The sequence below is a fragment of the Mesorhizobium sp. B2-2-3 genome (assembly GCF_006442405.1).
Lineage (GTDB): Bacteria > Pseudomonadota > Alphaproteobacteria > Rhizobiales > Rhizobiaceae > Mesorhizobium.
On sequence record NZ_VFWC01000016.1, the window covers coordinates 100,609 to 122,159 of the forward strand.

25 protein-coding genes are annotated in these 21,551 nt (G+C 62.6%); 16 read left to right on the plus strand and 9 right to left on the minus strand.

The features are described 5' to 3' along the window. Nucleotides 1-34 precede the first annotated feature (34 nt). The 3 genes from FJ951_RS25020 to lptF are packed head-to-tail and all read right to left on the minus strand — an operon-like array spanning nt 35 to nt 4,739. On the minus strand, nt 35-2,455 hold the full coding sequence (locus FJ951_RS25020; RefSeq protein WP_181172277.1) for an LPS-assembly protein LptD: 2,421 nt from the start codon (nt 2,453-2,455) through the stop codon (nt 35-37). Then, complete coding sequence (gene lptG, locus FJ951_RS25025; RefSeq protein WP_181165175.1) at nt 2,455-3,540, minus strand: LPS export ABC transporter permease LptG; 1,086 nt, start codon at nt 3,538-3,540, stop codon at nt 2,455-2,457. Before lptG ends, FJ951_RS25020 begins: the two co-directional genes overlap by 1 nt. Beyond that, complete coding sequence (lptF, locus tag FJ951_RS25030) at nt 3,537-4,739, minus strand: LPS export ABC transporter permease LptF (RefSeq protein ID WP_140517856.1); 1,203 nt, start codon at nt 4,737-4,739, stop codon at nt 3,537-3,539. Before lptF ends, lptG begins: the two co-directional genes overlap by 4 nt. A gap of 362 nt (nt 4,740-5,101) precedes the next feature. On the opposite strand from lptF, the gene FJ951_RS25035 reads away from it, so the two are divergent. Both FJ951_RS25035 and FJ951_RS25040 read left to right on the plus strand, forming a co-directional pair. After that, nucleotides 5,102-6,622: a leucyl aminopeptidase gene (locus tag FJ951_RS25035; RefSeq protein WP_140517857.1), complete on the plus strand. Its 1,521-nt coding sequence runs from the start codon at nt 5,102-5,104 to the stop codon at nt 6,620-6,622. A 9-nt stretch (nt 6,623-6,631) separates the two neighbouring features. Continuing rightward, nucleotides 6,632-7,081 (plus strand): DNA polymerase III subunit chi, encoded by a 450-nt coding sequence (locus tag FJ951_RS25040; RefSeq protein WP_140517858.1) that lies wholly within the window; start codon nt 6,632-6,634, stop codon nt 7,079-7,081. A gap of 93 nt (nt 7,082-7,174) precedes the next feature. On the opposite strand, the gene FJ951_RS25045 is transcribed toward FJ951_RS25040, so the two are convergent. Further along, nucleotides 7,175-7,774 carry a YdeI/OmpD-associated family protein gene (locus FJ951_RS25045; protein ID WP_140517859.1) on the minus strand — a complete coding sequence of 200 codons (600 nt, stop codon included), beginning with the start codon at nt 7,772-7,774 and terminating at the stop codon, nt 7,175-7,177. A gap of 139 nt (nt 7,775-7,913) precedes the next feature. Next, nucleotides 7,914-8,378 (minus strand): carboxymuconolactone decarboxylase family protein, encoded by a 465-nt coding sequence (locus FJ951_RS25050; RefSeq protein WP_140494422.1) that lies wholly within the window; start codon nt 8,376-8,378, stop codon nt 7,914-7,916. 136 nt (nt 8,379-8,514) lie between these two features. On the opposite strand from FJ951_RS25050, the gene FJ951_RS25055 reads away from it, so the two are divergent. The 5 genes from FJ951_RS25055 to FJ951_RS25075 all read left to right on the plus strand — a co-directional run bounded on the left by FJ951_RS25055 (nt 8,515) and on the right by FJ951_RS25075 (nt 11,479). Continuing rightward, nucleotides 8,515-9,123, plus strand: coding sequence for a TetR/AcrR family transcriptional regulator (locus tag FJ951_RS25055; protein ID WP_246671778.1), 609 nt, complete (start codon nt 8,515-8,517; stop codon nt 9,121-9,123). A gap of 37 nt (nt 9,124-9,160) precedes the next feature. Next, complete coding sequence (locus FJ951_RS25060; protein WP_140517861.1) at nt 9,161-9,772, plus strand: hypothetical protein; 612 nt, start codon at nt 9,161-9,163, stop codon at nt 9,770-9,772. Continuing rightward, entirely contained in the window at nt 9,769-10,617 is an 849-nt protein-coding gene (locus tag FJ951_RS25065) for a 23S rRNA (adenine(2030)-N(6))-methyltransferase RlmJ (RefSeq protein ID WP_140494416.1), read from the plus strand. The genes FJ951_RS25060 and FJ951_RS25065 overlap by 4 nt, the downstream gene beginning before the upstream one ends. A gap of 35 nt (nt 10,618-10,652) precedes the next feature. Continuing rightward, entirely contained in the window at nt 10,653-10,913 is a 261-nt protein-coding gene (locus FJ951_RS25070; RefSeq protein WP_181165134.1) for a DoxX family protein, read from the plus strand. Nucleotides 10,914-11,026: 113 nt separating this feature from the next. Further along, nucleotides 11,027-11,479 (plus strand): hypothetical protein, encoded by a 453-nt coding sequence (locus FJ951_RS25075; RefSeq protein ID WP_140494414.1) that lies wholly within the window; start codon nt 11,027-11,029, stop codon nt 11,477-11,479. Between the two features lie 133 nt (nt 11,480-11,612). On the opposite strand, the gene FJ951_RS25080 is transcribed toward FJ951_RS25075, so the two are convergent. Next, nucleotides 11,613-11,924, minus strand: coding sequence for a transcriptional regulator (locus FJ951_RS25080; RefSeq protein WP_140494412.1), 312 nt, complete (start codon nt 11,922-11,924; stop codon nt 11,613-11,615). 226 nt (nt 11,925-12,150) lie between these two features. Between FJ951_RS25080 and FJ951_RS28540 the strand changes: the two genes are divergently transcribed. The 3 genes from FJ951_RS28540 (at nt 12,151) to FJ951_RS25090 (ending at nt 13,891) form a co-directional block, all read left to right on the plus strand. Further along, nucleotides 12,151-12,321 carry a hypothetical protein gene (locus FJ951_RS28540; protein ID WP_181167200.1) on the plus strand — a complete coding sequence of 57 codons (171 nt, stop codon included), beginning with the start codon at nt 12,151-12,153 and terminating at the stop codon, nt 12,319-12,321. 142 nt (nt 12,322-12,463) lie between these two features. Then, entirely contained in the window at nt 12,464-12,910 is a 447-nt protein-coding gene (locus FJ951_RS25085; protein ID WP_140494410.1) for a histone, read from the plus strand. Between the two features lie 384 nt (nt 12,911-13,294). Continuing rightward, on the plus strand, nt 13,295-13,891 hold the full coding sequence (locus tag FJ951_RS25090; protein WP_140494408.1) for a glutathione S-transferase family protein: 597 nt from the start codon (nt 13,295-13,297) through the stop codon (nt 13,889-13,891). 62 nt (nt 13,892-13,953) lie between these two features. Here the strand turns inward: FJ951_RS25090 and FJ951_RS25095 are convergent, their stop codons facing one another. Further along, entirely contained in the window at nt 13,954-14,610 is a 657-nt protein-coding gene (locus tag FJ951_RS25095) for an outer membrane protein (protein WP_140494406.1), read from the minus strand. 411 nt (nt 14,611-15,021) lie between these two features. Between FJ951_RS25095 and FJ951_RS25100 the strand changes: the two genes are divergently transcribed. From FJ951_RS25100 to FJ951_RS25125, 6 genes are all read left to right on the plus strand, one after another. Continuing rightward, the gene (locus FJ951_RS25100) at nt 15,022-15,783 is read left to right on the plus strand and encodes an SDR family oxidoreductase (RefSeq protein WP_140517862.1); all 762 of its coding nucleotides are present in this window, start codon (nt 15,022-15,024) and stop codon (nt 15,781-15,783) included. Further along, nucleotides 15,780-17,843 carry an excinuclease ABC subunit UvrC gene (gene uvrC / locus FJ951_RS25105; RefSeq protein ID WP_140517863.1) on the plus strand — a complete coding sequence of 688 codons (2,064 nt, stop codon included), beginning with the start codon at nt 15,780-15,782 and terminating at the stop codon, nt 17,841-17,843. The genes FJ951_RS25100 and uvrC overlap by 4 nt, the downstream gene beginning before the upstream one ends. 171 nt (nt 17,844-18,014) lie before the next feature. Continuing rightward, nucleotides 18,015-18,611 carry a CDP-diacylglycerol--glycerol-3-phosphate 3-phosphatidyltransferase gene (pgsA, locus tag FJ951_RS25110; protein ID WP_140494400.1) on the plus strand — a complete coding sequence of 199 codons (597 nt, stop codon included), beginning with the start codon at nt 18,015-18,017 and terminating at the stop codon, nt 18,609-18,611. Between the two features lies 1 nt (nt 18,612). Continuing rightward, nucleotides 18,613-18,867, plus strand: a complete 255-nt coding sequence (gene moaD, locus FJ951_RS25115) for a molybdopterin converting factor subunit 1 (protein ID WP_140517864.1) — start codon at nt 18,613-18,615, stop codon at nt 18,865-18,867. A gap of 1 nt (nt 18,868) precedes the next feature. After that, nucleotides 18,869-19,351: a molybdenum cofactor biosynthesis protein MoaE gene (locus FJ951_RS25120; RefSeq protein WP_140517865.1), complete on the plus strand. Its 483-nt coding sequence runs from the start codon at nt 18,869-18,871 to the stop codon at nt 19,349-19,351. 85 nt (nt 19,352-19,436) lie between these two features. After that, entirely contained in the window at nt 19,437-20,204 is a 768-nt protein-coding gene (locus FJ951_RS25125; RefSeq protein WP_246671779.1) for a YbaY family lipoprotein, read from the plus strand. A 25-nt stretch (nt 20,205-20,229) separates the two neighbouring features. Here FJ951_RS25125 and FJ951_RS25130 read toward each other — a convergent pair whose 3' ends face one another. Together FJ951_RS25130 and ndk are read right to left on the minus strand one after the other, a co-directional pair. Beyond that, a complete protein-coding gene (locus tag FJ951_RS25130; RefSeq protein WP_140517867.1) occupies nt 20,230-20,838 on the minus strand; it encodes a class I SAM-dependent methyltransferase in 609 nt (202 codons plus the stop codon). Nucleotides 20,839-20,968: 130 nt separating this feature from the next. Then, nucleotides 20,969-21,391 (minus strand): nucleoside-diphosphate kinase, encoded by a 423-nt coding sequence (ndk, locus tag FJ951_RS25135; RefSeq protein ID WP_010915217.1) that lies wholly within the window; start codon nt 21,389-21,391, stop codon nt 20,969-20,971. Between the last annotated feature and the right edge of the window lie 160 nt (nt 21,392-21,551).

Genomic DNA, 21,551 nt, shown 5'->3' on the forward strand with positions numbered 1-21,551 from the left:
CTGCCAGCCCTATGCGGCGAAACGATGTCGCGGACTACTGGGTGGTGTCGAAGGCGCTGCTCGACGATCCGAAATCGCCGAGGGTGCGGAACGACAGGTTGAAGCCGACACTCTGCGTCACCTCCCTGGTGTGCAGGTCGCGCGACTGCGAGTACGTCATCAGATAGGTGAAGCAGGAATCATTGTAGGCGAAACCGACCCCGTCCTTGACCAGCAGGCTTTCCTCGAGGTCATAGGTTCCCGTCCCGAACACGCGCCAGTTCTCGGCAAGATGCGTGGACGCGCCGAGCGTGACCTCGTGGCGGTCGGTGGTGAAACCATAGAGCGGCTGAGCCTGGATGAAGGCGTATTTGGCGCTCAGCGACACCGGTAGGCCGGAATAGGCGGCCTTTACCTCGGCGCGGCGAACCTCGAAGCTCTGCTCGTCGAAACGGCCGCTGACCGAGGCGGCGAACCCGTTCGGGCTGCTGACGCCAAACAGGCCGACATAGTCCGACTTGGTGTTTTCGAGGCCCGAATAGGCGCCGACATTGACCAGGTCCGGCGCGTCGAAGGAGTTCTCGCCGCCGATCTGGTAGGACTGGCCGAAGATGGCGTTGGTGCCCCAGCCGTTGATGTAGGAACCGGAATAGCGAAGGCCGACATTGGCGCGCGAGCCGCCTTCGATGCGGTCATAGCCAGAGAACTTGTCGCGCTCGAACAAGGTGCTCGCGTCGAAAACCATGCTCTGCGCATCTTCGTTCGGGACGGCAAGGCCGCCGACATATTGTTCGTTCGGGCGCAGGAAGACCTGCGCCATCGGCTCGAACACATGACTGGAGCCGCTGGCCATCGAAAACAGCAGCGGCCAGCTCATCTCGAGCCCGGCGGTTGCCATATAGCGGGCGAAAGACGAGCGCATATCATCCTGCTCGCCCAAATTCGTCGCCATCTGGTTGACGGCCGCGAGTGAAGCTGATGACGCGTTGACATAGTCGACGTCGCCCTGCAGCGCCAGCAAGGGTGTCAGCACCAACCCGTCATCGGTGACAAATGACCGCTTCCACTCGGCTTGGGCGGTGAGCCGGCCTGATTCGCCCTCGATGCCGCGCACACGTTGGGTGCCTGAAGGGGGGAAGTAGGGGGTGAAATAGGTCTCGTCGAGGTCATCGCGGCGGATGACGCGCGAATTGACGTTGAACGACAACTGGCCGCCTGCGACCGACGTATCCGGAATGTAGGCATAGTCGAGCGAGGGCAGCACCCACGGCTGCTGGCCGCTTCGCGCAGCGATATTGCTGTCCAGGGTGTCTTCCTGCACCTCGAAATGCATGGCGCGCAGGTCGAAATAATTACGGCCGTCGAGCCCCGTCAGGTAAACCGACGACTGGTGAACGGACCCGTTGTATTTGTCGATGGCGTAGGTGTTCGAGAAGTTCTTGTCGGTCTGCAGCAGCATGTCCCAGCCGAAATTCCAGCGCGAATTGATGGCGAACTGGCCTTGTGTGCCCATCATGCCGCGGAATTTGTTGGGATCGCCGGCCTCGCCCGAATCGATATTGCGGCCGGCGGCGTCGATGAAGGCATCGGGGTCTCGCTGCTGAATCCCCGCGATCTTCAGGCTGTATTCGCCATTGTTGAAGCGCTGGCGCCACTCGGCCTCACCGAGAAAGCCCTGCTTGGTAAAGCCGGTGCCGGTGACGGTCAGGTCGTAGGTCGGCGAGAGCGCGAAATAATAGGGGACCTTCACCCCCACGCCCAGATCGCTTTTGAAGACGATGCCGGGGATCAGGAAGCCGCTCTTGCGCTTCACCGTCGGGTCGGCGATCTCGAACGCCGGCAGGTAGGCTAGCGGGAAGCCGAAGAATTCGAAATTCGCGTTCTCGAAGCGGACCGTCTTCTTTTCGCCGTTCCAGATGATCTTCCTGGCCTTCACACGCCAGGTCGGCGCCTTGTCGGGCTTGTCCTCGCACGGTTCGCAGGCAGTGTAGACGCCATTGTGGAAGGTGGTCAGCACGCCGCCCATGCGTTCGGCGCTTTCGGCGGCGAAATAGGCCTTGTCGATGGTTTCGACGCGGAGCGCGTTGACGAAACCGTCGGCGAAGTCGTCGGTGATGTCGATATGATCCGAATTGATCTTGGTGCCGTCGCTGTTGATCACCTCGACATTGCCGCTTGCGACCATGCGCTTGGTGTTGCGGTTGTACTCGACCTTCTGTGCGACAAGTCGGTTGCCGCCATAGTCGATCTGCACGCCGCCGACGGCGGTCACGGTCTGATTGTCGTTGTTGTAGACCAGCGTATCGGCCGCCAGCAGCATCTGCGAGCCGGACGGCACCTTGGTCGCCATGTCGCCGACATCCTGCGCGACCGCAGGCAGCGGAACCGCGCATGCAAACAGGCATGCTAAGGCGGTCGCCGCATAAAGGCGCGCCAAACCGGCCTGCCTGTTACTGGGCAAAAAGGCCTCCCTCACTAGCCGTCTTCCTTGTATAGCAGGAAAGTCACCCCGAAGAACATAGCTACCACGACCGGCACCCAGGCAGCTACGACAGTCGGCACGAACCCCGCCACGCCGAATGCCTTCACCAGCACCGAAACGACATAAAGCAGAAACCCGGCAACGACGCCACCCAGAATCATCGTTGCCGATTGCCCCATCCTCGCAAATCGCATTGAAACTGTTGCCGCAATCAGCGTCATGGCGACGAGCAGGAACGGCAACGCCACCAGCGAATCGAACTGCATGGCGAAGGCATTTGCCTTGAGGCCGAAGGAACGGGCAACCTCGATTTTTCCCGGCAGATCGTAGAATGGAATGGTCTCCGGGCGCGCCAGCCGCTCCTGCACGAATTCGGGCTTCAGATTGGTTGGCACGCGATCGTTTGCCGCAGGCTGGATGGTGCCGTTCCTGAAGGTCTTAACGTCCTGCAATTCCCAGTAGCCGTCCCGCAGGTAGGCGCGCGCGGCATCCTTGCGCTCGACGATATCGCCTTGCGGGTCGAGGATGAAAAAGACAGCGTCAGCCATCTCCAGGCCTTGGTTGAGGATGGCGCGCGCTCCGATGATGGTGTCTCCGGAGCTGGTTTTCTGCCGGATCCAGGGCGCGGCGTCGGCCGACACCGTATTCGACTTGCCCGAGCGCAACTGGGTTTCGATCTGTTCGGACCAGGAGAAGGCGTGCGCTGCGAGCGGGTTGATGAGACCGACCGACAGGACGCCGAACAACAGCGCTCCGATGCAGCACGGCAAAAGGAACTGCCAGGCCGAAACGCCGGCTGAGCGCGCTATGACCAGTTCATACCTGCGGTTGAGCGAGACCAGCGTCGCCATCGCCGAGAAGAGACCGACAAACGGCACGGTCTGCAGCATGATCATCGGCATCCTGAGTCCGGAAATGGCCAGCGCCGTTCCATAGGTGAAGCCGGGCAGGCCGGTCGTGCGGCCGGAAAGCTCGGTGAAATCGATCAGGAACACCAGCGCAAGCAGGCCGATGAAGAACCACACGGTGATCGTGACATAGCGGAAGAAGAAGTAGCGTCCCAGCGTCCAGCCCATCAGCTGACCCCCTGGCCCGAGGCGCTGCGCCTGGACAGGCGCAGCTTGACGGCATTCCAGGCGTCAGCCATCCGGCTGGCGAGATTCGTCAGCCAATCTGCCCAGGCCACTGGCAGTTCCATCGTCCGGTTGGATGCGATGAACCAAATTGCCACCGCCGACGACACGATGGGCACGCCGTAGACCATATACGCATATTGCGGGACCTCGTCGGCCTTGCTGGCGGCGAAGAAGCCCAGCCAGCGCACGAACAGCGATATCGCGATGGCCGTGATCAGCGGATTGACGCGCGCCTCGCGATGCGAGCGTGCGTCTCCGGCGACCGCGAGTGCGATCAAGGCGAAAACCATGGAATAGAGCCATTCCGAGAACCGCTGGTCGACCTCCGCCCGGTATTCGTTCGGGCGCTGCTGGTAGACCTTGTCGTTGGCACTCGGGTTGAGCAGGTACTGGGTCGTCTGGTCTTTTGGCATCAGCGTCACCTCCGACGCTGCCGCCATGAAGGCCGACATGTCGAAGGCATAGGAGGTGAAGCGGATGACCGAGAGGTCGCCGGTCAGTGTCTTTCGATGGATGACGCCGTCATTCATCATCAGCACCTTTTCGCCGCCGCGTTCGATGATGCTGCCCGTCTTGGCATAGTAGACGAGGTTGACGCCTTCCTCGCGCGAATCCGCGACGAAGATGCCGCCCAGCCGGTTGTCGGGAAGCCGCTCGCCTATCTGCAGGAACAGCCCATCATCGATCTTGCGGAATGTGCCCTCCTGGATGATCAGCGACAGAAGATCCGCGCGTGACTCCGCCACCAGCATCCGGTTCTTCTGGCGCGCGTAAGGGTCGATGCCGTTGTCGACGGCGAAGGAAAAGACGCTGGCCGCGGCCGCGAGAATCATGATCGGCCGCACGATGGTCCAGCGCGAGGCGCCCGCTGCGTTGACGACGGCGAGCTCCGAATCCGAATTCATGACGCTGAGCGTCTGGGCAACCGCCACCACGAGCGCGAAGGGCACCACGATCGGAATGATCGAGGGAAGAATGAGGGCCGCAACCTCGAAGAAGGTCAGCGCCGACTGGCCGCTGTCGGTGACGAGGTCGATCTTGGCCAGCACCTGCGTCGTCCAGACAATGGCCAGCGTCCAGGCCAGCGCTGCAATAAAGACCACGAAAGCGCGGCGCATGATGTAGCGTTCAACGACCTTCATGAAGGCTTTTCTCAATTTTCTCGAACGGCATCATGCCACCGGATAAGGGTAGCCGTCCGGCGACGCCCGCACAACTGGCTGCGTCGGGCTCTGTCAGGCAGACGATCCGGTTCCCGTCCCACATCGCGCGCCACGTTGGGCCGGAGTGTCGGCGGGATTGGATAAGAAAGGGCGAACATCGATGGTTAACAACAGGTTGCGGCCAAAAAGCGGAGCCGTGCCGCGACGAATCGCCGTTGATTCATGTGCCATATGGGGAGCACGTTTGGCAAAGTCTTGCCAAATGCCGGAAAACGACCAAATGTCGCGGATCGCTTCCAACCGCTTCGCGCGAGCCGCGCATTCCCCGAAAGCAGGACATGATGAACCAGAGACCCTCGATCGCCTTCGCAAAATTCGCTGCGCCGCAGACCGCCGCGAACAGGAAGGGGACGGTCTTCGTGCTGGCGGCGGATGATGGCGGCCTGAGCGAAACCGCCGCGGCGTATGATCCCGGCAAGACGCTGGAACGGGCCTTCCCTGTGGCCGAATTCACGGCCAAGTTCGCCAGCGTGGTGGAAGTGCTGACGCCACAGGCAAGCTCGCTCGACAGGCTGGTCGCGATCGGCGCCGGCAAGGTATCCGGGCTCGACGAATACGCCTGGACGAAGCTTGGAGGCACCATCGCGGGGTCGCTACGCAAGGCGACGGACGTGGCGGTGGTGCTCGACGTGGTCGGCGCCTCGTCAAGCGGTGCGCAGGCGGCCAGCCTTGCCGCGGGTATTCTTCTGCGCAGCTATTCCTTCGACAAGTACAAGACCAGGAAAGACAAGGACGATGGCCAAGGCGACAAGGCCGAGCCGAAAAAGCCGGCCAAGATAACCATCCACACCGCCGATCCGGCGGGTGCGAAGAAGGCCTTCGCCGAGACCGAGGCTGTGATCGACGGCGTGCTTTTGGCACGTGACCTCGTCAACGAGCCGGCAAACGTCCTGGGACCGGTCGAGTTTGCCGCCCGCGCCAAGGAACTGGAGGCCCTCGGCGTCAAGGTCGAGATACTGGCCGAGAAGGAAATGAAGAAACTCGGCATGGGGTCGCTGCTCGGCGTTGCGCAAGGCTCGCCGCGCGGCGCCCGCATGGCCGTCATGCAGTGGAACGGCGGCAAGGCCAAGGACAGCCCGGTCGCCTTCATCGGCAAGGGCGTCACCTTCGACACCGGCGGCAATTCGATGAAACCGGCATCTGGCATGGAGGACATGAAGGGCGACATGGGCGGGGCCGCGGCGGTGACCGGACTGATGCATGCGCTCGCTGGCCGCAAGGCGAAGGCCAATGTCGTCGGCATCATCGGGCTTGTGGAAAACGCCGTCGACGGCCATGCGCAGCGTCCCGGCGACATCGTTACCTCGATGTCGGGCCAGACCATCGAGGTGCTCAACACCGATGCGGAGGGGCGCCTGGTGCTGGCCGATGCGCTCTGGTACTGCAATGACCGCTTCCAGCCGAAGTTCATGGTCAATCTGGCGACGTTGACCGGCGCGATCATGGTCGCGCTCGGCCAGCACTATGCCGGCCTGTTCTCCAACAATGACGAACTGGCGGAACGCCTGGCGACAGCCGGGCAGTCGACGCAGGAGCGGCTGTGGCGCATGCCGCTCGGTCCTGAATATGACAAGCTGATCGATTCCAAGAATGCCGACATGAAGAACATCGGCGGCCGCTATGGCGGCGCCATCATCGCCGCGCAGTTCTTGCAGCGCTTCGTCAAGGACACGCCCTGGGCCCATCTCGACATCGCAGGCACCGCCATGGGGGCGCTGTCGAACGAAATCAACCAGTCCTGGGGTTCCGGCTTTGGCGTGCGGCTGCTCGACCGGCTCGTGCGCGACCACTACGAGAGCTGATCGGGACCCATGGCCGACGTGCTGTTTTATCACCTGACTGAATCGACGCTGGAGGATGCGCTGCCCGGCCTCCTTGAGCGCAGCGTCGATCGCGGCTGGCGCGCCGTGGTGCAGACCGGCACCGAGGAGCGGCGCGACGCGCTCGACCAGCATCTGTGGACGTTCCGTGACGATTCTTTCCTCGCGCACGCCACCGACCGCGAAGCCCATCCCGCCGAGCAGCCGATCCTTTTGACCACCGGCGAAGCCAACCCGAACGCGGCGCAGATACGCTTTCTGGTGGACGGAGCGGCGCCGCCTGACCTTGGCGGCTACGAGCGCGCCGTGTTCCTGTTCGACGGTCACGATGCCGCCCAGGTCGAGGCCGCCCGCGGGCACTGGAAGACGATGAAAGACGCCGGCCACGCGGTGACCTACTGGCAGCAGACGCCCGACCGCCGCTGGGAACGCAAGGCTTGAGGGACGTCAGCGGCGGCTGATCACTGCCTTGTTGATAATGTGGATCGCGATCATCGAGCCGGAAGAAACCTGTCGCTCGTCACATGAGCAGCCTTACTTCTTCACTTGCGGATGGATCGTCTCCCCGCGCTTGAGCATCTCGACAAAAGTCTCGATCTTCTTCCTGCGCCCGGCTTCGGTCTTCATGTTGTGGATACGGAAGGCGAGCGCGAAGCGGTTCTGCGCGCTGAGTTTTTCGAGCATTTGCCGAGCCTCTGGCTCGGCATCGATCGCGGCCTGCAGGTCATCGGGAATTTTCATGTCCTTGCCGCTGGCATAGGCACGCGCCCAGCGGCCATCGGCCTTGGCGGCTTCGACCTCGGCGAGCCCATGCCGCGTCATCCGGCCGTCGTCGATCAGCCGGGCGACATTGTCGATGTTGATCTGGCTCCAGATGCTTTTCTTCGTCCTCGGCGTGTAACGCTGCAGGAAGCTCTTGTCGTCGAGCCCCTTGCGCACCGCGTCGATCCAGCCCCAGCACAGCACGACCTCGATCGCCTCCTTTGCCGAGATCGACTTCAGTCCCGAGCCGGTCTTGTGGATTTTGATCCAGACCTCGGTTTCCCTGTCATGATGTTCACCGAGCCAGGTATAAAAGCTCTCGGCGTCCTCGAATTCGTGCACCTTGTCGGGGTCGACCTTGACCGGCGCCATTTGCGGCCTCGTCCATGCTTTGCGATTGCACTTTCAATGCGGCATTTCCCGCTGGATGACAATCGAAGGCGAAGATGATGGCTGCCCGATGACGGCGGTTCTGCGGTGGCCCGCAGGCGCGGACCACCGCAGGGTCGTTTCACTGCCCGCCCATTTCCTTCTTGAACGTGTCGAAATCGACCTGCATGCCATTGAAGATGGTGCTCCAATGGCGGGTCAGCGCCGCCATCGCCACCGCCTCCTGGATTTCCTCATCGGTAGCGCCGGCGCGCTTGGCGTTTTGCGTGTCCGACCAGATGCAGTAGTTGCACGGGATCTGCGCCGCCACTGCCAGCGAGATCAATGACTTTACCTTTGGCGGCAGCGCCGTCTTGTCGCTGAGTTCGATGGCCTTGACCTCGGCCCAGGCGCCGGGCAGACCGGCTTTGGGAAGTTGCTTCACAAAGCTCGGCACGCCGCCCATGGTCGACTGGATGTCCTTTATGGTTGCATCGTAGTCGTCGGCATAGGCAGGGGCCGCGGCGAGGACGCAGGCCACGGCGGTTAGAGCCAACGCACGATGGAGGGACGAATGCACGGATTTGGCAATGCGATGGTGTGACATGTTTTCCTCCTCTGGTCTTTGTTAGCCTTACTGTGTAAGGTGAAGTGAAAAATGAACCTTACGCTGTAAGTTGTCAAGCGCGGCCATGGACTCATCGATCAAAAAAAAGCGAGCACGCGGACGGCTATCCCGCGAGATGATCGAGGATGCCGCTTTCGAGGTGATCGAGAAGGAGGGCCTTTCCGGTTTTTCGATGCGCAAGCTCGCCGCCGTGCTCGGCTGCGAGGCGATGAGCATTTATCATCACTTCCCCTCGCAAGCGCACCTCTATGAGGCGTTGGTCGATCGCCAGGTCAGCGGGATGGTTATCCCCGACGACAGCATGCCGTGGCGCGACAGGATTCGGATGGTCATGCATGAGTTTCGCCGTGTTGCGAGGGAGCACCCGGCCTTTGCGCCATTCCTTGTCGTCTACCGGATGAATTCGCCGCCTTGCCTTGCGATGCTGAACGGCGTCATCGGCCTGTTCGAGGCTGGCGGTTTCGGCCCGGAACTCAGCGCCAGGCTGTTTCGCACCGCCAGCTATTATCTCATGGGCGCGATCCTCGACGAGACCGCGGGCTACGCCAAGGGCCCGTCGGCGGTGACCACCGTCGACGACGAGCAACTGGCGAAGGATTTCCCCAGTGTCATGGCGGCCGGGACCTATTTCGGCACCGGCGGTTTCGACAAGACATTCGAACTCGGCCTCGACATGCTATTGGACGAAATGGAGCGCCTGCGCGACAGCGCCAATGGAGGCTAATTGTCCGGCAACGTCCGATTACAAGGTGATTCCCTGAATGCGCTTTCTGTTCCTGTTGATCCTGCTCGCCGGCATCGGCGTCGGCGCCATCTATCCATGGGCGATGACTAATTTCTCCGGTCACCAGATCGGCAGCTGGCGGGTCTATGAGGGTGGCCGCTTCAGGCAGGTCACGGTGCCGCTTGCCGCGCGCGATGCGCCGGTCAGGGTGCTGGTCGACTTGACCGCGAGGGCCGAGCGCATCGTTTCGCAGCAGCGCACGGTGCTGACGCTGACAGCCGCCTCCGGCGGCCGCACGGTGCTTGCCTCGACGCTTCAGTTCAATCATTCCGACAATCCGCGTCAGGCGAGCCCGCAACTGCCCGACAAGATCTTCCGCGATGAGGCTGGCGTGATCCGGACCGTCGGCCCCGGCCCCTATGTCTTCACCGCCGGTCCCGGCGACGCCGACCACATCCCGATACGCGCGGTCGATCTTGTCTTGCGCTCCGGTGTGGGCGAGACCGACAGCCGTGCGCGACCGGTTGGCTTCGCGCTGATGGCGATCGGCCTGGTCGGCTTCCTGCTGTCCTTGCGTTCTGCCGGCGGGCGGCCGCAAAATCCGAATTCACAGCCACCGCCGCCACGTTGGGGCAGGGGTTCCACATGAACTATCGCCACGCCTATCACGCCGGAAATTTTGCCGACGTCGTCAAGCACGTCGTGCTGACGCGGCTGCTTGAATATCTGAAGCAGAAGGACAAGGCGTTCCGCGTTATCGACACTCATGCAGGCATCGGCCGCTACGATCTGTCCTCGCTCGAGGCGCAGAAGACCGGCGAATGGCAAGGCGGCATCGGCCGGCTGGTCGATGCTGCGCCCGAAGCCCAGGCCGCAATGCTGCTCGCGCCCTATCTCGACGCGGTGCGTGCGTGCAACGCAGACGGTCCATTGAAAAAATATCCGGGCTCGCCGCTGGTCGCGCGGCACCTTCTGCGTAAGCAGGACCGGCTATCGGCGATCGAGCTGCACCCGAAGGATGTCGCGAAGCTGAAGACGGAATTCGCCGGCGATTTCCAGACAAGGGTGATCGAGCTCGACGGCTGGCTGGCGCTCGGCGCACACCTGCCGCCGAAGGAAAAGCGCGGACTGGTGCTGATCGATCCGCCATTCGAGGAAGAGGGCGAGTTCGGCCGCCTCGTCGACGGGCTGGCGAAGGCGCACAAGCGCTGGCCGGGCGGCATCTATGCGCTGTGGTATCCGATCAAGGACCGCAAGGCGGTGATTGGCTTCCGCAAGGCACTGAAGGAAACCGGCGTTCCGAAATTGCTCGACATCGAATTCGAAATCCGGCCCGCGTCGCAAGAGCCCAGCCTCGACGGCAGCGGCCTGGTCGTGGCCAACCCGCCTTTCACGCTGGAAGGTGAATTGCGCATTCTCCTGCCGGCCCTGCACAAATTGCTGGTCTTGGAAAAGCCGGCGCACTGGACGCTGAACTGGCTGGCAGGGGAGTAGCAGCGGGATGCAGGCTGCGAGCGGCGTCCTTACAGATGCGCCAAGACAAACAGTTAAAGCGGGTCTGCGGCCGGCCCGGCTCCGCTCCGCTGGAATTGGTGGCCGGCTTCTGCCTCGCCATCGGCGCCGCGGTGCCCTATGCCGCCGGCGCGCTCATCCTGTTCACGGTGGCGGCGAACCTGCTCGTCCTGCCCTTCTGGCGCCATCACGGGCCGGAAAGGCAGGCGCTGAGGTCCGCCTTCCTGGTCAACATCGCCGTTATCGGCGGGCTGCTGCTGGCGGCGCGCCCCGGCTGATGGCCGGCGGCCAAAGTCGGCGGCCACGCCCTGGAAACCATTGTCAATGCAATCGCTTGACCGCCGCCCGGCGAATCCCGCACAGTGCGCGCAATCGACCTTGAGAGGCTGCCATGACTCGCTTCGCCCGCTCCGCCCTTGCCGCCCTGATCTCGCTCTGCACGCCATTTGGCACATCGCTTGGCTTCACCCAGGCGGCGCAAGCCGCCGATCTTGCCGTCTATTCTGACGAGGACAGCGGCATTTGCGGCGAAGCCTGGGTGCTGAACAAGATCACCAGCCGCTTCTCCTATCAGGTGCGGCACGTCCCGCACCTGCCGGATGTCGCGATCACCGATTTCCACCGCATCCACCAGCACCGCTACTTGCCGGCCAGCGAGGAATGGCCGATCGGCCGGCGCTATTGCGGCGCCACGGTCGCCCTGTCAGATGGCCGCGACCGCGCCATCTGGTACCTGATCGAGGAAGGCCAGGGCTTTGCCTCGATCGGCGACAATGTCGAATTCTGCGTCTCGGGCTTCGACCGCTGGATGGTCTACAACGGCCGCTGCCGCATCCTGCGCTAGCGGGCGGTTTCCAGTCTCGATTTCGTTAGAGCCTGCGGCTCAAGCCGCGGGCCTTTTCTGCGACTCGGGGTATCGGCCCTGACGAAAATATGTGCCGCGCGGCACGCGCCGACAATGTTTGCCAATCGCAGTGCTATTTCCTGCCTCGCGTCGCCTCGGCTTCACCGATGATCTTTCGAAGAAAGGCAACGTGACCGCGAAAAGCGCGGCGCCCGATCGTCGTTGCTTTGATCCGTGTCCGCGGCCGCCGCCCGACGAAAAGCTTTTCAACATCGACGTAGCCCGCTTTGGCCAGCGTATCGAGATGCGCGCCGAGATTTCCGTCGGTGGTTTCGATCATGGCTTTCAGTTGCGTGAACTCCAGCGCCTCGCGTCTTTCCAGCGTGTTCAGGGCGGCCATGATCCTGAGCCGTGTACCCTGATGGATGATGTCGTCGGCACTCATCAATGGCTCCAATGCTGCGGACCTTGAGCTGTCACCCTACGGCTCTGCAGCCTCGGGCAGTACTAACCATTCGCCTTTGTGAACGACATCGAACACACTTGCCAGAATACTCTGGCATACAGAGTAATCTGTCAATTCAGTGATGAAGCCAGGCTTGACAAGGTGATCTCCAGATCGGCGCATCGCATTGCACTTGTAATCCGAAGGGACCGGTCGCCTGCAAAAGATGATCATTCTCTATAAGCCGCAGCTCATGATATTCGCGGCCGAAGATCAATGCGCGAAGCTGCTTGCTGATCTTTGCAGCTTCATGGCAGGCGCGCCCACGCAGCGCATCGAGAATGTCGATGCCAAATTGCTGGCGATATCGGAAGATAACGCCATATTTTTGCGATGATGAGTGTGATCATGTGTCGATCGCAACGAAAATTTAAGCTGAGAAAATCATATCATTGCTTCGCTGGCTAGCGAGGCGCGAGTCAGATAAGCATGACACGCCGGGCCATTAACGGTCGTCGGCATAACGCAAGGGGCATCGCATGGCTAAGCAGTCATCAAAAGCGCCGGCATCCAAGGCACCGGCAAAGAAAGCACCTGTAAAAGCGGCGGCGGCGAAAGCCGCGACCGCGGTCAAGAAAGCAGCACCCGCTGCCAAGCCGAAGGCGGCAGCGCCGAAGGCAAAGGCGGCACCGGCCAAGAAGCCGGCAGCCAAGACAGCCGCGAAACCGGCGGCGAAGAAGGCAGCGCCCGCCAAGGCCAGCGCCGCATCCGCAAAGAAGGCTGCACCGGCCAAGAAGGCCGCTCCGGCAAAGAAAGCCGCTCCGGCCAGGAAGCCGGCTGCCAAGGCCGCGGCCAAGCCCGCTGCCAAGAAGGCAGCCCCTGCCAAGGCTCCGGCCAAGGCTGCCGCGGCGAAGTCTTCGGCACCGGTGAAGAAGGCGGCGCCAGCCGCCAAGAAAGCAGCGCCGGCGAAGGCCGCGAAGAAGTAGTCACGTTTCTTCGCGCCGGGGACCGTGTCGGCAGAAATGAGGGCAGGTGCCGTTGAGGCCTCGCGCCCTCTGCTCTGGCATTGGGGCGCAACGAGAGGGGCGGACGTCAGATATCTTTCGCAGCTCCCAGGACTTCGCCGCAGGGCGAAGTCCGGTGGGCTTTTTGTTGCGCGCTATCGTGCGGCGGCGGAACGATCGTTGGTCTTGTCCGGCCTGTCGGAGTGTTGCCGTCATCACATGTGGCGCATCCTGATCAAGGCGTACAAGAGACCAGGGCATGCAGGAGTGGTCGCCGGCTGCTGGCGGCTGGTTTTTCCGCTTCTGGCTGTTGCGCGGGGAAGGGCGCCCGGTCAACAGTGACGGGCTGCCAACAGGAACCCGATCATGCCGAAGCTGCTTTACGCCTCCACGTCCCCCTATAGTTCCAAGGTACGAATGGCGGCCCTTTATGCCGGCATCGCGGTCGACCTGGCGCCTGTCAAGACCGAAGACAAGCCGGCCGAACTGATCGGCGCCAATCCGCTGGGCAAGATCCCCGTGCTGGTGCTCGACGACGGCCGCTCGATCCACGACAGCCGAGCCATCACCCAGCAGCTCAACCGGATGTCGAAGAGCGCGCTGTTTCCGCGCAATCCCGACAAGCGGCTGGAAGCGGAAGTGCTGGAAGCGTTGGCGGACGGCATCTGCGACTGTGCGCTGTCGATGGTTTATGAGCGCCGCACGCGGCCCGAGGAGATGGTCTACCAGCCCTGGCTCGATCGCCAGTGGGCGAAGATCACCGCCGCGCTCGATCTACTCAACGCCAATCCGCCGAAACTGCCGAAGAAGATCACCGCCGGCCAGATGGCGCTGCGCGCCTGCCTTGGCTACCTGGCGCTGCGTTTCGCCGGGAAATGGGAAAAAGGCCGCAACCGGCTGGTCCGCTGGGCCGCGCGCTTCGATGAGAAATTCCCGGACCTGAAACCCTGCGTTCCCGCGTGAGCGGCCGACAATAAAAAAGCCGGGCGCGAGGCCCGGCTTCTTCGTGTCGTGGCTTGAACGACTTAGAACTTCATACCGACGCCGAAGGTGACGCGGTTGTCGGTGGCCTTGACCTTGCCGATGCCATCGAAGTCCTTGCTGCCGAAGTCGGTGTAGCGGTATTCGACGCGGCCGAACACATTGTCGGTCAGCTTGATGTCGGTACCAAGACCGGCGGTCCAGCCGATCATGGTGGCGCGGTCGCTGGCGCCGAGGACGCTGTCCTCCACCTTCAGGCTCCTGCCGGCGAGACCACCGGTGCCGTAGAGCAGGATTTCCGGGGTCACAGCGTAGCCGAGACGGGCACGCAGCGAGCCTTCGAAGCCGGCCTTGGAATCGATGCCATTATCGTCGCCCTTGACGCCGTTGTAGCCGAGTTCGGCTTCACCGCCGTAGACGAAGTTCTCCTGCTGCCACTGATAGCCGCCGAAGACGCTGCCGATGAAGCCCTTGGTATCGGTTTCAACGTCGAAATCCTTTTCCTTGGTACGGCCGCTGAAGCCATAGCCAAGATTAAGACCGGCATAGGGGCCGGCCCAGGACGCGACGGGCAGTTCGGCGACCGGGGCAGGCGCCGGCGGCTCTTCCTGGACCACATCGGCGGCATAGGCAGTTCCACCGAGGGCGAAGAGCCCGAGCGCTACGGCCAGCGGCCGTGCGAATTTGAGATTGGCTTGCATTGTTGTTTACTCCTTAAGCCACAGGACACAGGCTTGTTCTTACGATCGCCCATCAACCCGTCCGGGGGGTGAAACGGATCTGGCGTTCGTCGGTTCCAAATGTCGTGTCGAAATACGGCTGAAGCGAACCTGAACTTGGGTCATTCCCCGGCGCGAATGAGGCAGAAATTTGGCGTTGCATCTTCGCAACAGCGAAATGTCAGCAGATTGGCCGTGCTGCACCGCAGGTGGCTTGGTGCAAGGAGTCCAGCCTCCTATATTGTGTTGAGGCCGGCTCATTGCCGGCCGGCTCGAGATGCCGAACCGGCCGTTTCGCCACAATGTTGCCGCAGCTGCGAACGCCATTTAACGGGTGGCGGGCCATAATTTGCCGGCGCCCTCCTTCGCGCCGAAACCGAGGATTGACAACAGATGAGCAAAGCCACCGCGGCGCTGGTGACGGGCGGGGCAAAACGGATCGGTAGCGCGATTGTCGAGGATCTCGCCGCCCACGGTTTTGCCGTCGCCATTCACTGCAACCGCTCGCGCGATGACGCGGATGCGCTTGCCCAGCGGATCAACCGCGCCGGCGGCCACGCCGCCGTGGTCGCCGCCGATCTGACCGACATGGCCGAGGTCGGCGACCTGGTCGGCCGCGCCGAAGCCGCGCTCGGGCCGATCTCGCTGCTGGTCAACAACGCTTCGCTGTTCGAGGACGATTCGGTTCTTGATTTCGACTGGCAGGGCTGGGACCGCCACTTCGCCATTCATGTGAAGACCCCGGCGCTGTTGGCGCAGAACTTTGCCCGGGCCCTGCCGGACGGGCGGGAGGGGCTGATCGTCAACATGATCGACCAGCGTGTCTGGCGGCCGACGCCGCGCTACTTCTCCTATGCGCTGTCGAAGTCCGCCTTGTGGACGGCAACCCAGATGATGGCGCAGGCGCTCGGCCCGCGCATCCGCGTCAATGCCATCGGTCCCGGCCCGACCTTGAAGAACGCGCACCAGGACGACAGTGACTTTGCCGCGCAACTCGCCGGTCTCATTTTGAAACGCGGCCCGCAATTGCCGGAATTCGGCGCCACAATCCGCTATCTCTGGGAAGCCCGCTCGGTTACCGGGCAGATGATCGCGCTTGATGGCGGCCAGCATCTTGCATGGCGCACACCTGATGTGACAGGCATGACGGAATGAGTCCCGCAGAGCAGAAACACAAGATGCGTGGCGGCGCCGACGATCTGCCTCCCGAAATCGACGTCGAGGACGAGGCGGCGGAGGAGATCGTCGAACCGGCCGGCCCGGACGTCGCCTTCACCGCCATCGACTGGACGCCGCATGCCGGCGATGCCGACGGCATGGTCGGCGCCGAAGTGATCCAGACGCTGGTCAAGCGGCTGCCCAATGCGCCGGGCGTCTACCGCATGATGAATGCCAATGGCGACGTGCTCTATGTCGGCAAGGCTCGCAGCCTGAAGAAGCGCGTCACCAATTACGCGCAAGGCCGCTTCCACACCAACCGCATCGGCCGCATGGTGCGCGAGACCGCGACGATGGAGTTCGTCGTCACTCGCACCGAGATCGAGGCGCTGCTGTTGGAGGCCAACCTCATCAAGCGGCTGCGGCCACGTTTCAACGTGCTGATGCGCGACGACAAGTCGTTTCCCTACATCCTCTTGACCGGCGACCATGTCTCGCCCGGCATCTACAAGCATCGCGGCGCGCGTTCGCGCAAAGGTGATTATTTCGGCCCCTTCGCTTCCGCGGGCGCGGTCGGCCGCACCATCAATTCCTTGCAGCGCGCCTTCCTCCTGAGGAGTTGCACCAACTCCTTCTACGAGAACCGCACGCGGCCTTGCCTGCTCTATCAGATCAAGCGCTGCGCCGGTCCGTGCACCGGCGAGATTTCGCATAGCGACTATGCCGAGCTGGTTGCCGAGGCGAAGGATTTTCTTTCCGGCCGCAGCCAGAAGGTGAAGACCGAGATTTCGGCCGCCATGCAGCAGGCCTCGCAAGACCTCGATTTCGAGCGCGCCGCCATCTATCGAGACCGGCTGGCGGCACTCTCGCACGTGCAGAGCCACCAGGGCATCAATCCGCAGACCGTCGACGAGGCCGATGTCTTCGCCATCCATCAGGAGGGCGGCCAGGTCTGCATCCAGGTGTTCTTCTTCCGCACCGGCCAGAACTGGGGCAACCGCGCCTATTTCCCGAAGGCCGATCCGGCGCTGGAAGGCGCAGAGGTGCTGGGCTCGTTCCTGGCGCAGTTCTACGACGACAAGCCGACGCCGCAGGCCATTCTGCTGTCGCACGCCGTGGAGGACCAGGAACTGTTGGCCGAGGCGCTCTCGACCCGCGCCGGCCGCAAAGTATCGATCTCGGTGCCGCAGCGCGGCGAGAAGAAGGACCTGACCGACAACGCGTTGCAAAATGCCCGCGAGGCGCTCGGCCGTCGGCTGGCCGAAACCTCGACGCAGGCCAGGTTGCTCGCCGGCTTCGCCGAGACCTTCGGGCTCGAAAAGCCGCCGGTGCGCATCGAGGTCTACGACAATTCGCACATCATGGGCACCAACGCCGTCGGCGCCATGGTCGTCGCCGGGCCGGAAGGTTTTGTGAAGAACCAGTACCGGAAATTCAATATCCGCTCGACCGAGATCACGCCCGGCGACGATTTCGGCATGATGCGCGAAGTGATGGAGCGGCGGTTTTCACGATTGCTCAAGGAGCATGGCGATGTGACGCCCAACGATGCCGCGGCAGGCGAGGCGGACAGCGATGAGGGCGACATGTCGGGCGGCTTCCCTGCCTGGCCCGACGTCATCCTGATCGATGGCGGCCAGGGCCAGATGAGCGCCGTGCGCAAGATCCTCGCCGATCTCGGCATCGAGGACCGGGTCGTGGCCATCGGCATCGCCAAGGGCCAGGACCGCGACGCGGGACGCGAGCGCTTCTTCGTCAAGGGCAGGGACTCGTTTTCGCTGCCGGTACGCGACCCGGTGCTCTATTTTGTCCAGCGCCTACGCGACGAGGTTCACCGTTTCGCCATCGGCTCGCACCGGGCCCGCCGCAAGAAGGAGATGGTCAAGAGCCCGCTCGACGAGATCGGCGGCATCGGCCCCAGCCGCAAACGGGCGCTGCTGATGCATTTCGGCACCGCCAAGGCGGTCGGTCGCGCGGCAATCGAGGACCTGGTAAAGGTCGACGGCATTTCCGAGCAGGTGGCCAGACTGGTTTACAACCATTTTCACGAGAACTGATGCATGTCGCCCGAAAGCGACCGTCGGCTCCCGGGCGAAGCAAGGAGCGGCGCGGCGTAGCCCGCGAGATGACAAGATTGGCCTATTTTTGCTGGCCAATCGATTTTGGCCTGTTGACCCCCTACATCAGCTTCTGATTTGAGTACGCAGGCAGAAAGAGTTCCCTCGGATATGGCTCAGCGCGCGTTCAACCTCCCGAACATCCTCACCTACGCCCGCATTATCGCGGTGCCGCTGGTGGTGCTGTGCTTCTTCCTCGAGGGGCATCTGAAGTCGAGCGACTTCGCCCGCTGGTCGGCGCTGATCATTTTCCTGCTGGCGTCCATCACCGACTATTTCGACGGCTATTTCGCCCGCGCCTGGAAGCAGACCTCGAACATCGGCAAGATGCTCGACCCCATTGCCGACAAGCTGCTGGTCGCGACATGCCTGCTGCTGCTTGCCGCTGACACCGACCGCCATGCCGGCATTGCCGGCTGGTCGCTGTGGGCGGCGATCATCATCCTGTGCCGCGAAATCCTGGTTTCGGGCCTGCGCGAATATCTGGCGGCGCTCAAGGTCTCCGTGCCGGTGACGCAGCTTGCCAAATGGAAGACCACGATCCAGATGGTCGCCATCGCCTTCCTGCTCGCCGGTCCGGCCGGCGACAAGATTTTTCCGCTGACCACACAGACCGGCCTGGTGCTGTTGTGGATCGCCGCCCTGGTTACGCTTTACACCGGCTATGACTATTTCCGTGCCGGCCTCAAGCACATCATGGACGAATAGGATGACGAAGCTCATCTACTTCGCCTGGGTGCGGGAGCGAATCGGCAAGCCGGACGAAGACGTGGACTTGCCGCATGGCGTCGAGACGGTCGCGGACCTCTTGCGCTGGCTGAAGTCGCGCGGCGAGGAATACGAGCATGCGCTGCAATATCCCGACGTGATCCGCGTCGCTATCAACCAGGAACATGTCGAGCACGGCGAAAAGATATCTGGCGCGCGCGAGATCGCGCTGTTTCCGCCGATGACCGGGGGCTGAGATGGCCGGCGCGGTCGTACCTGTCGTGCGCGTCGAGGCGCAGGATTTTGACGTCGCCGCCGAAATCGCCAGACTGACGCAAGGCCGCGCCGACATCGGCGCTGTGGTCACCTTCTCGGGCCTGTGCCGTGACGAGCAGGGGACGCTCTCGGCCCTTGAGCTCGAGCATTATCCGGGTATGGCAGAGGCCGAAATCGCCCGCATCGCGGCCGAAGCGGTTCAGCGCTGGCCGCTGCAGGGCATCACCGCCATCCACCGTCATGGCAAGATCCGGCCAGGCGAGAACATCGTGCTGGTGGTGGCGGCCTCCGTGCATCGGCAAGCCGCGTTCGAGGCGGCGAATTTCCTCATGGATTATCTGAAGTCGCAGGCTCCCTTCTGGAAAAAGGAGCATCATGCCGACGGCTCCGAGGGCGGCTGGGTCGAGGCCAAGGAGAAAGACGAGCAGGCGGCAGGGCGCTGGAAAAGGCCACCGTCCGAATAATTTTGCATCAGCCACGCATTGACCGCAATCCTTTGGCCAATTCGTTGTTGGTCAGCCTGGGCTGTGGCCAGCCCGGGGAAGGGAGATGGTCGTGCTGGACAGGATAGCGGAGTTCTTCGTCTTCGGTTTCGTGCCTCTGGTCGTCGGTATACTGGCCGTGCCGGAACTCTCCGTGGCCGCCGAAAAAGCCCTGAAAGGCGAGGTGACCTACCGCGAGCGCATCGCTTTGCCGCCCAATGCCGTGCTCTCGGTCCAGCTTGCCGATGTCTCGTTGGCCGACGCGCCCGCCAAAATCGTCGGCGAACAGAAGCTGACGCCGGCAGGCCAGGTGCCGATCAGCTTTGCGGTCAAATTCGATCCGTCCCGGATCCAGCGGCGGATGACCTATGCGTTGCAGGCCCGCATCACCGTCGGCGACAGGCTCCTGTTCATCTCGGATGAGCGCCATCAAGTCGATCCGCTGACCGATGCGCCGCAAACAATCATGCTCAAGATGGTGACGCCAAGTCCCGAGCCCACTGCTTCCGTTCTCGATCAGCTTTGGCTTCTCGATTATGTCGACGGCGTAGCCATCACCGTATCGCAAGCGACATTCCGGGTGAGTGAAGCAGGCAAGGCCGACGGCAACGGTCCCTGCAACAGCTATTTTGCCACCGCCAACCTCGATGGCCAGAAGATCGCGATCAGCGACATCGGCTCGACCTACAAGGCCTGCGCGCCCGAGGTGATGGCGGAGGAAAAAGCGCTGTTCGAGGCTCTGGCAAAGGCGGCTTCGTATAAAGTCGATGCCGGCAAGTTGACCATCGCCGACGGGAACGGCCGCGAGATCCTGCGTTTCAGCGCCGCGAGCTGATGCCGTGAAACCCTGTCGGCGGAGGTCAGCCGCCCATTTTTTCGAACACGGCGCCATAGTGGTAGGGCGGCACCTCGACCAGCTCGATGAATTTGAGGCCGGCCGCCTCGACGGCCGTAATGGTCTGTTCCGGCGATATCCTCAATTCGGTCTTCGGTCCGCGGGGCTCGCCGAGCACCGTGGTTTGTTCACGCGGCTGCTGATGCCAGTTGACGACAACAAAGCGTCCGGCAGGGACGAGCGCTTCGCTAACGGCTCGCGCCAGCCGTGGCCGGTCCGGCACGCCGTGGAAGGCGTTTGCCATGAAGATGAAATCGACGGGGCGGGATATCAGGCTCGCGAGTTCATAGGCATCGCCCGCTACGAGATCGAAATTCCTCGTGCCGTTTTCATTGAGCCGGCGACGGGTGACGTCGAGCAGGTCGGTATCGATATCGATGCCGACGACATGGCGGGCGACCCTGGCGATGGGCAACGTAAACCAGCCGTCGCCACAGCAGAGGTCGGCCACCTCCATGCCCGGCTTCAGTCCCGTTGACGAAAGCACGGCACCCGGGTCGGGCCACAGCACCTCCCACCAGCCGCTCGATGGCATCTCGGTGCCCTGGAAGAAGCCGGGAATGGTGCTGGTCATGCTTCGCCGGCTCCCTGTGCCTGACCGACTCTAGCGCGGGCAAGGGTTCAACGGCAGTGCCGGATCGATCCGTTTCAATCAAAAAGGCCGGCAATCCGCCGGCCTTTTCGGTCACAATGCCAGGGTCGGCTCAGCCGACGATCTCGGTGTCTGAGAACCAGTACTTGATCTCCTGCGCGGCGGTTTCCGGCGCGTCCGAGCCGTGCACCGAATTCTCGCCGATCGACAGCGCATGCACCTTGCGGATGGTGCCTTCGGCGGCGTTGGCCGGATTGGTGGCGCCCATCACCTCACGGTTCCTGGCAATGGCGTTCTCGCCTTCCAGCACCTGCACGATCGTCGGCGCCGACGACATGAATTCCACCAGCTCGCCGAAGAACGGACGATCCTTGTGGACGGCGTAAAAACCTTCCGCCTCACGGCGGCTCATCCAAACGCGGCGCGAAGCGATGACGCGCAGACCGGCATCTTCCAGCATCTTGGTGATAGCGCCGGTGAGATTGCGCCGCGTTGCGTCCGGCTTGATCATGGAAAAGGTGCGTTCGAGCGCCATTGGGTCGTCCTTGTCTGGTTGGATTGGGAGTGGCGGGCTCTATACAAGCCGGCCGGCCCATTGCCAAGAGGAAGTCGACAGAGGTGTCGTAAGCAGATGAGTTGTCCGGATTAGGTAGCACGTGAGTTGTCCGGTTTTATCGCCAGCGGATGGAGGCTGG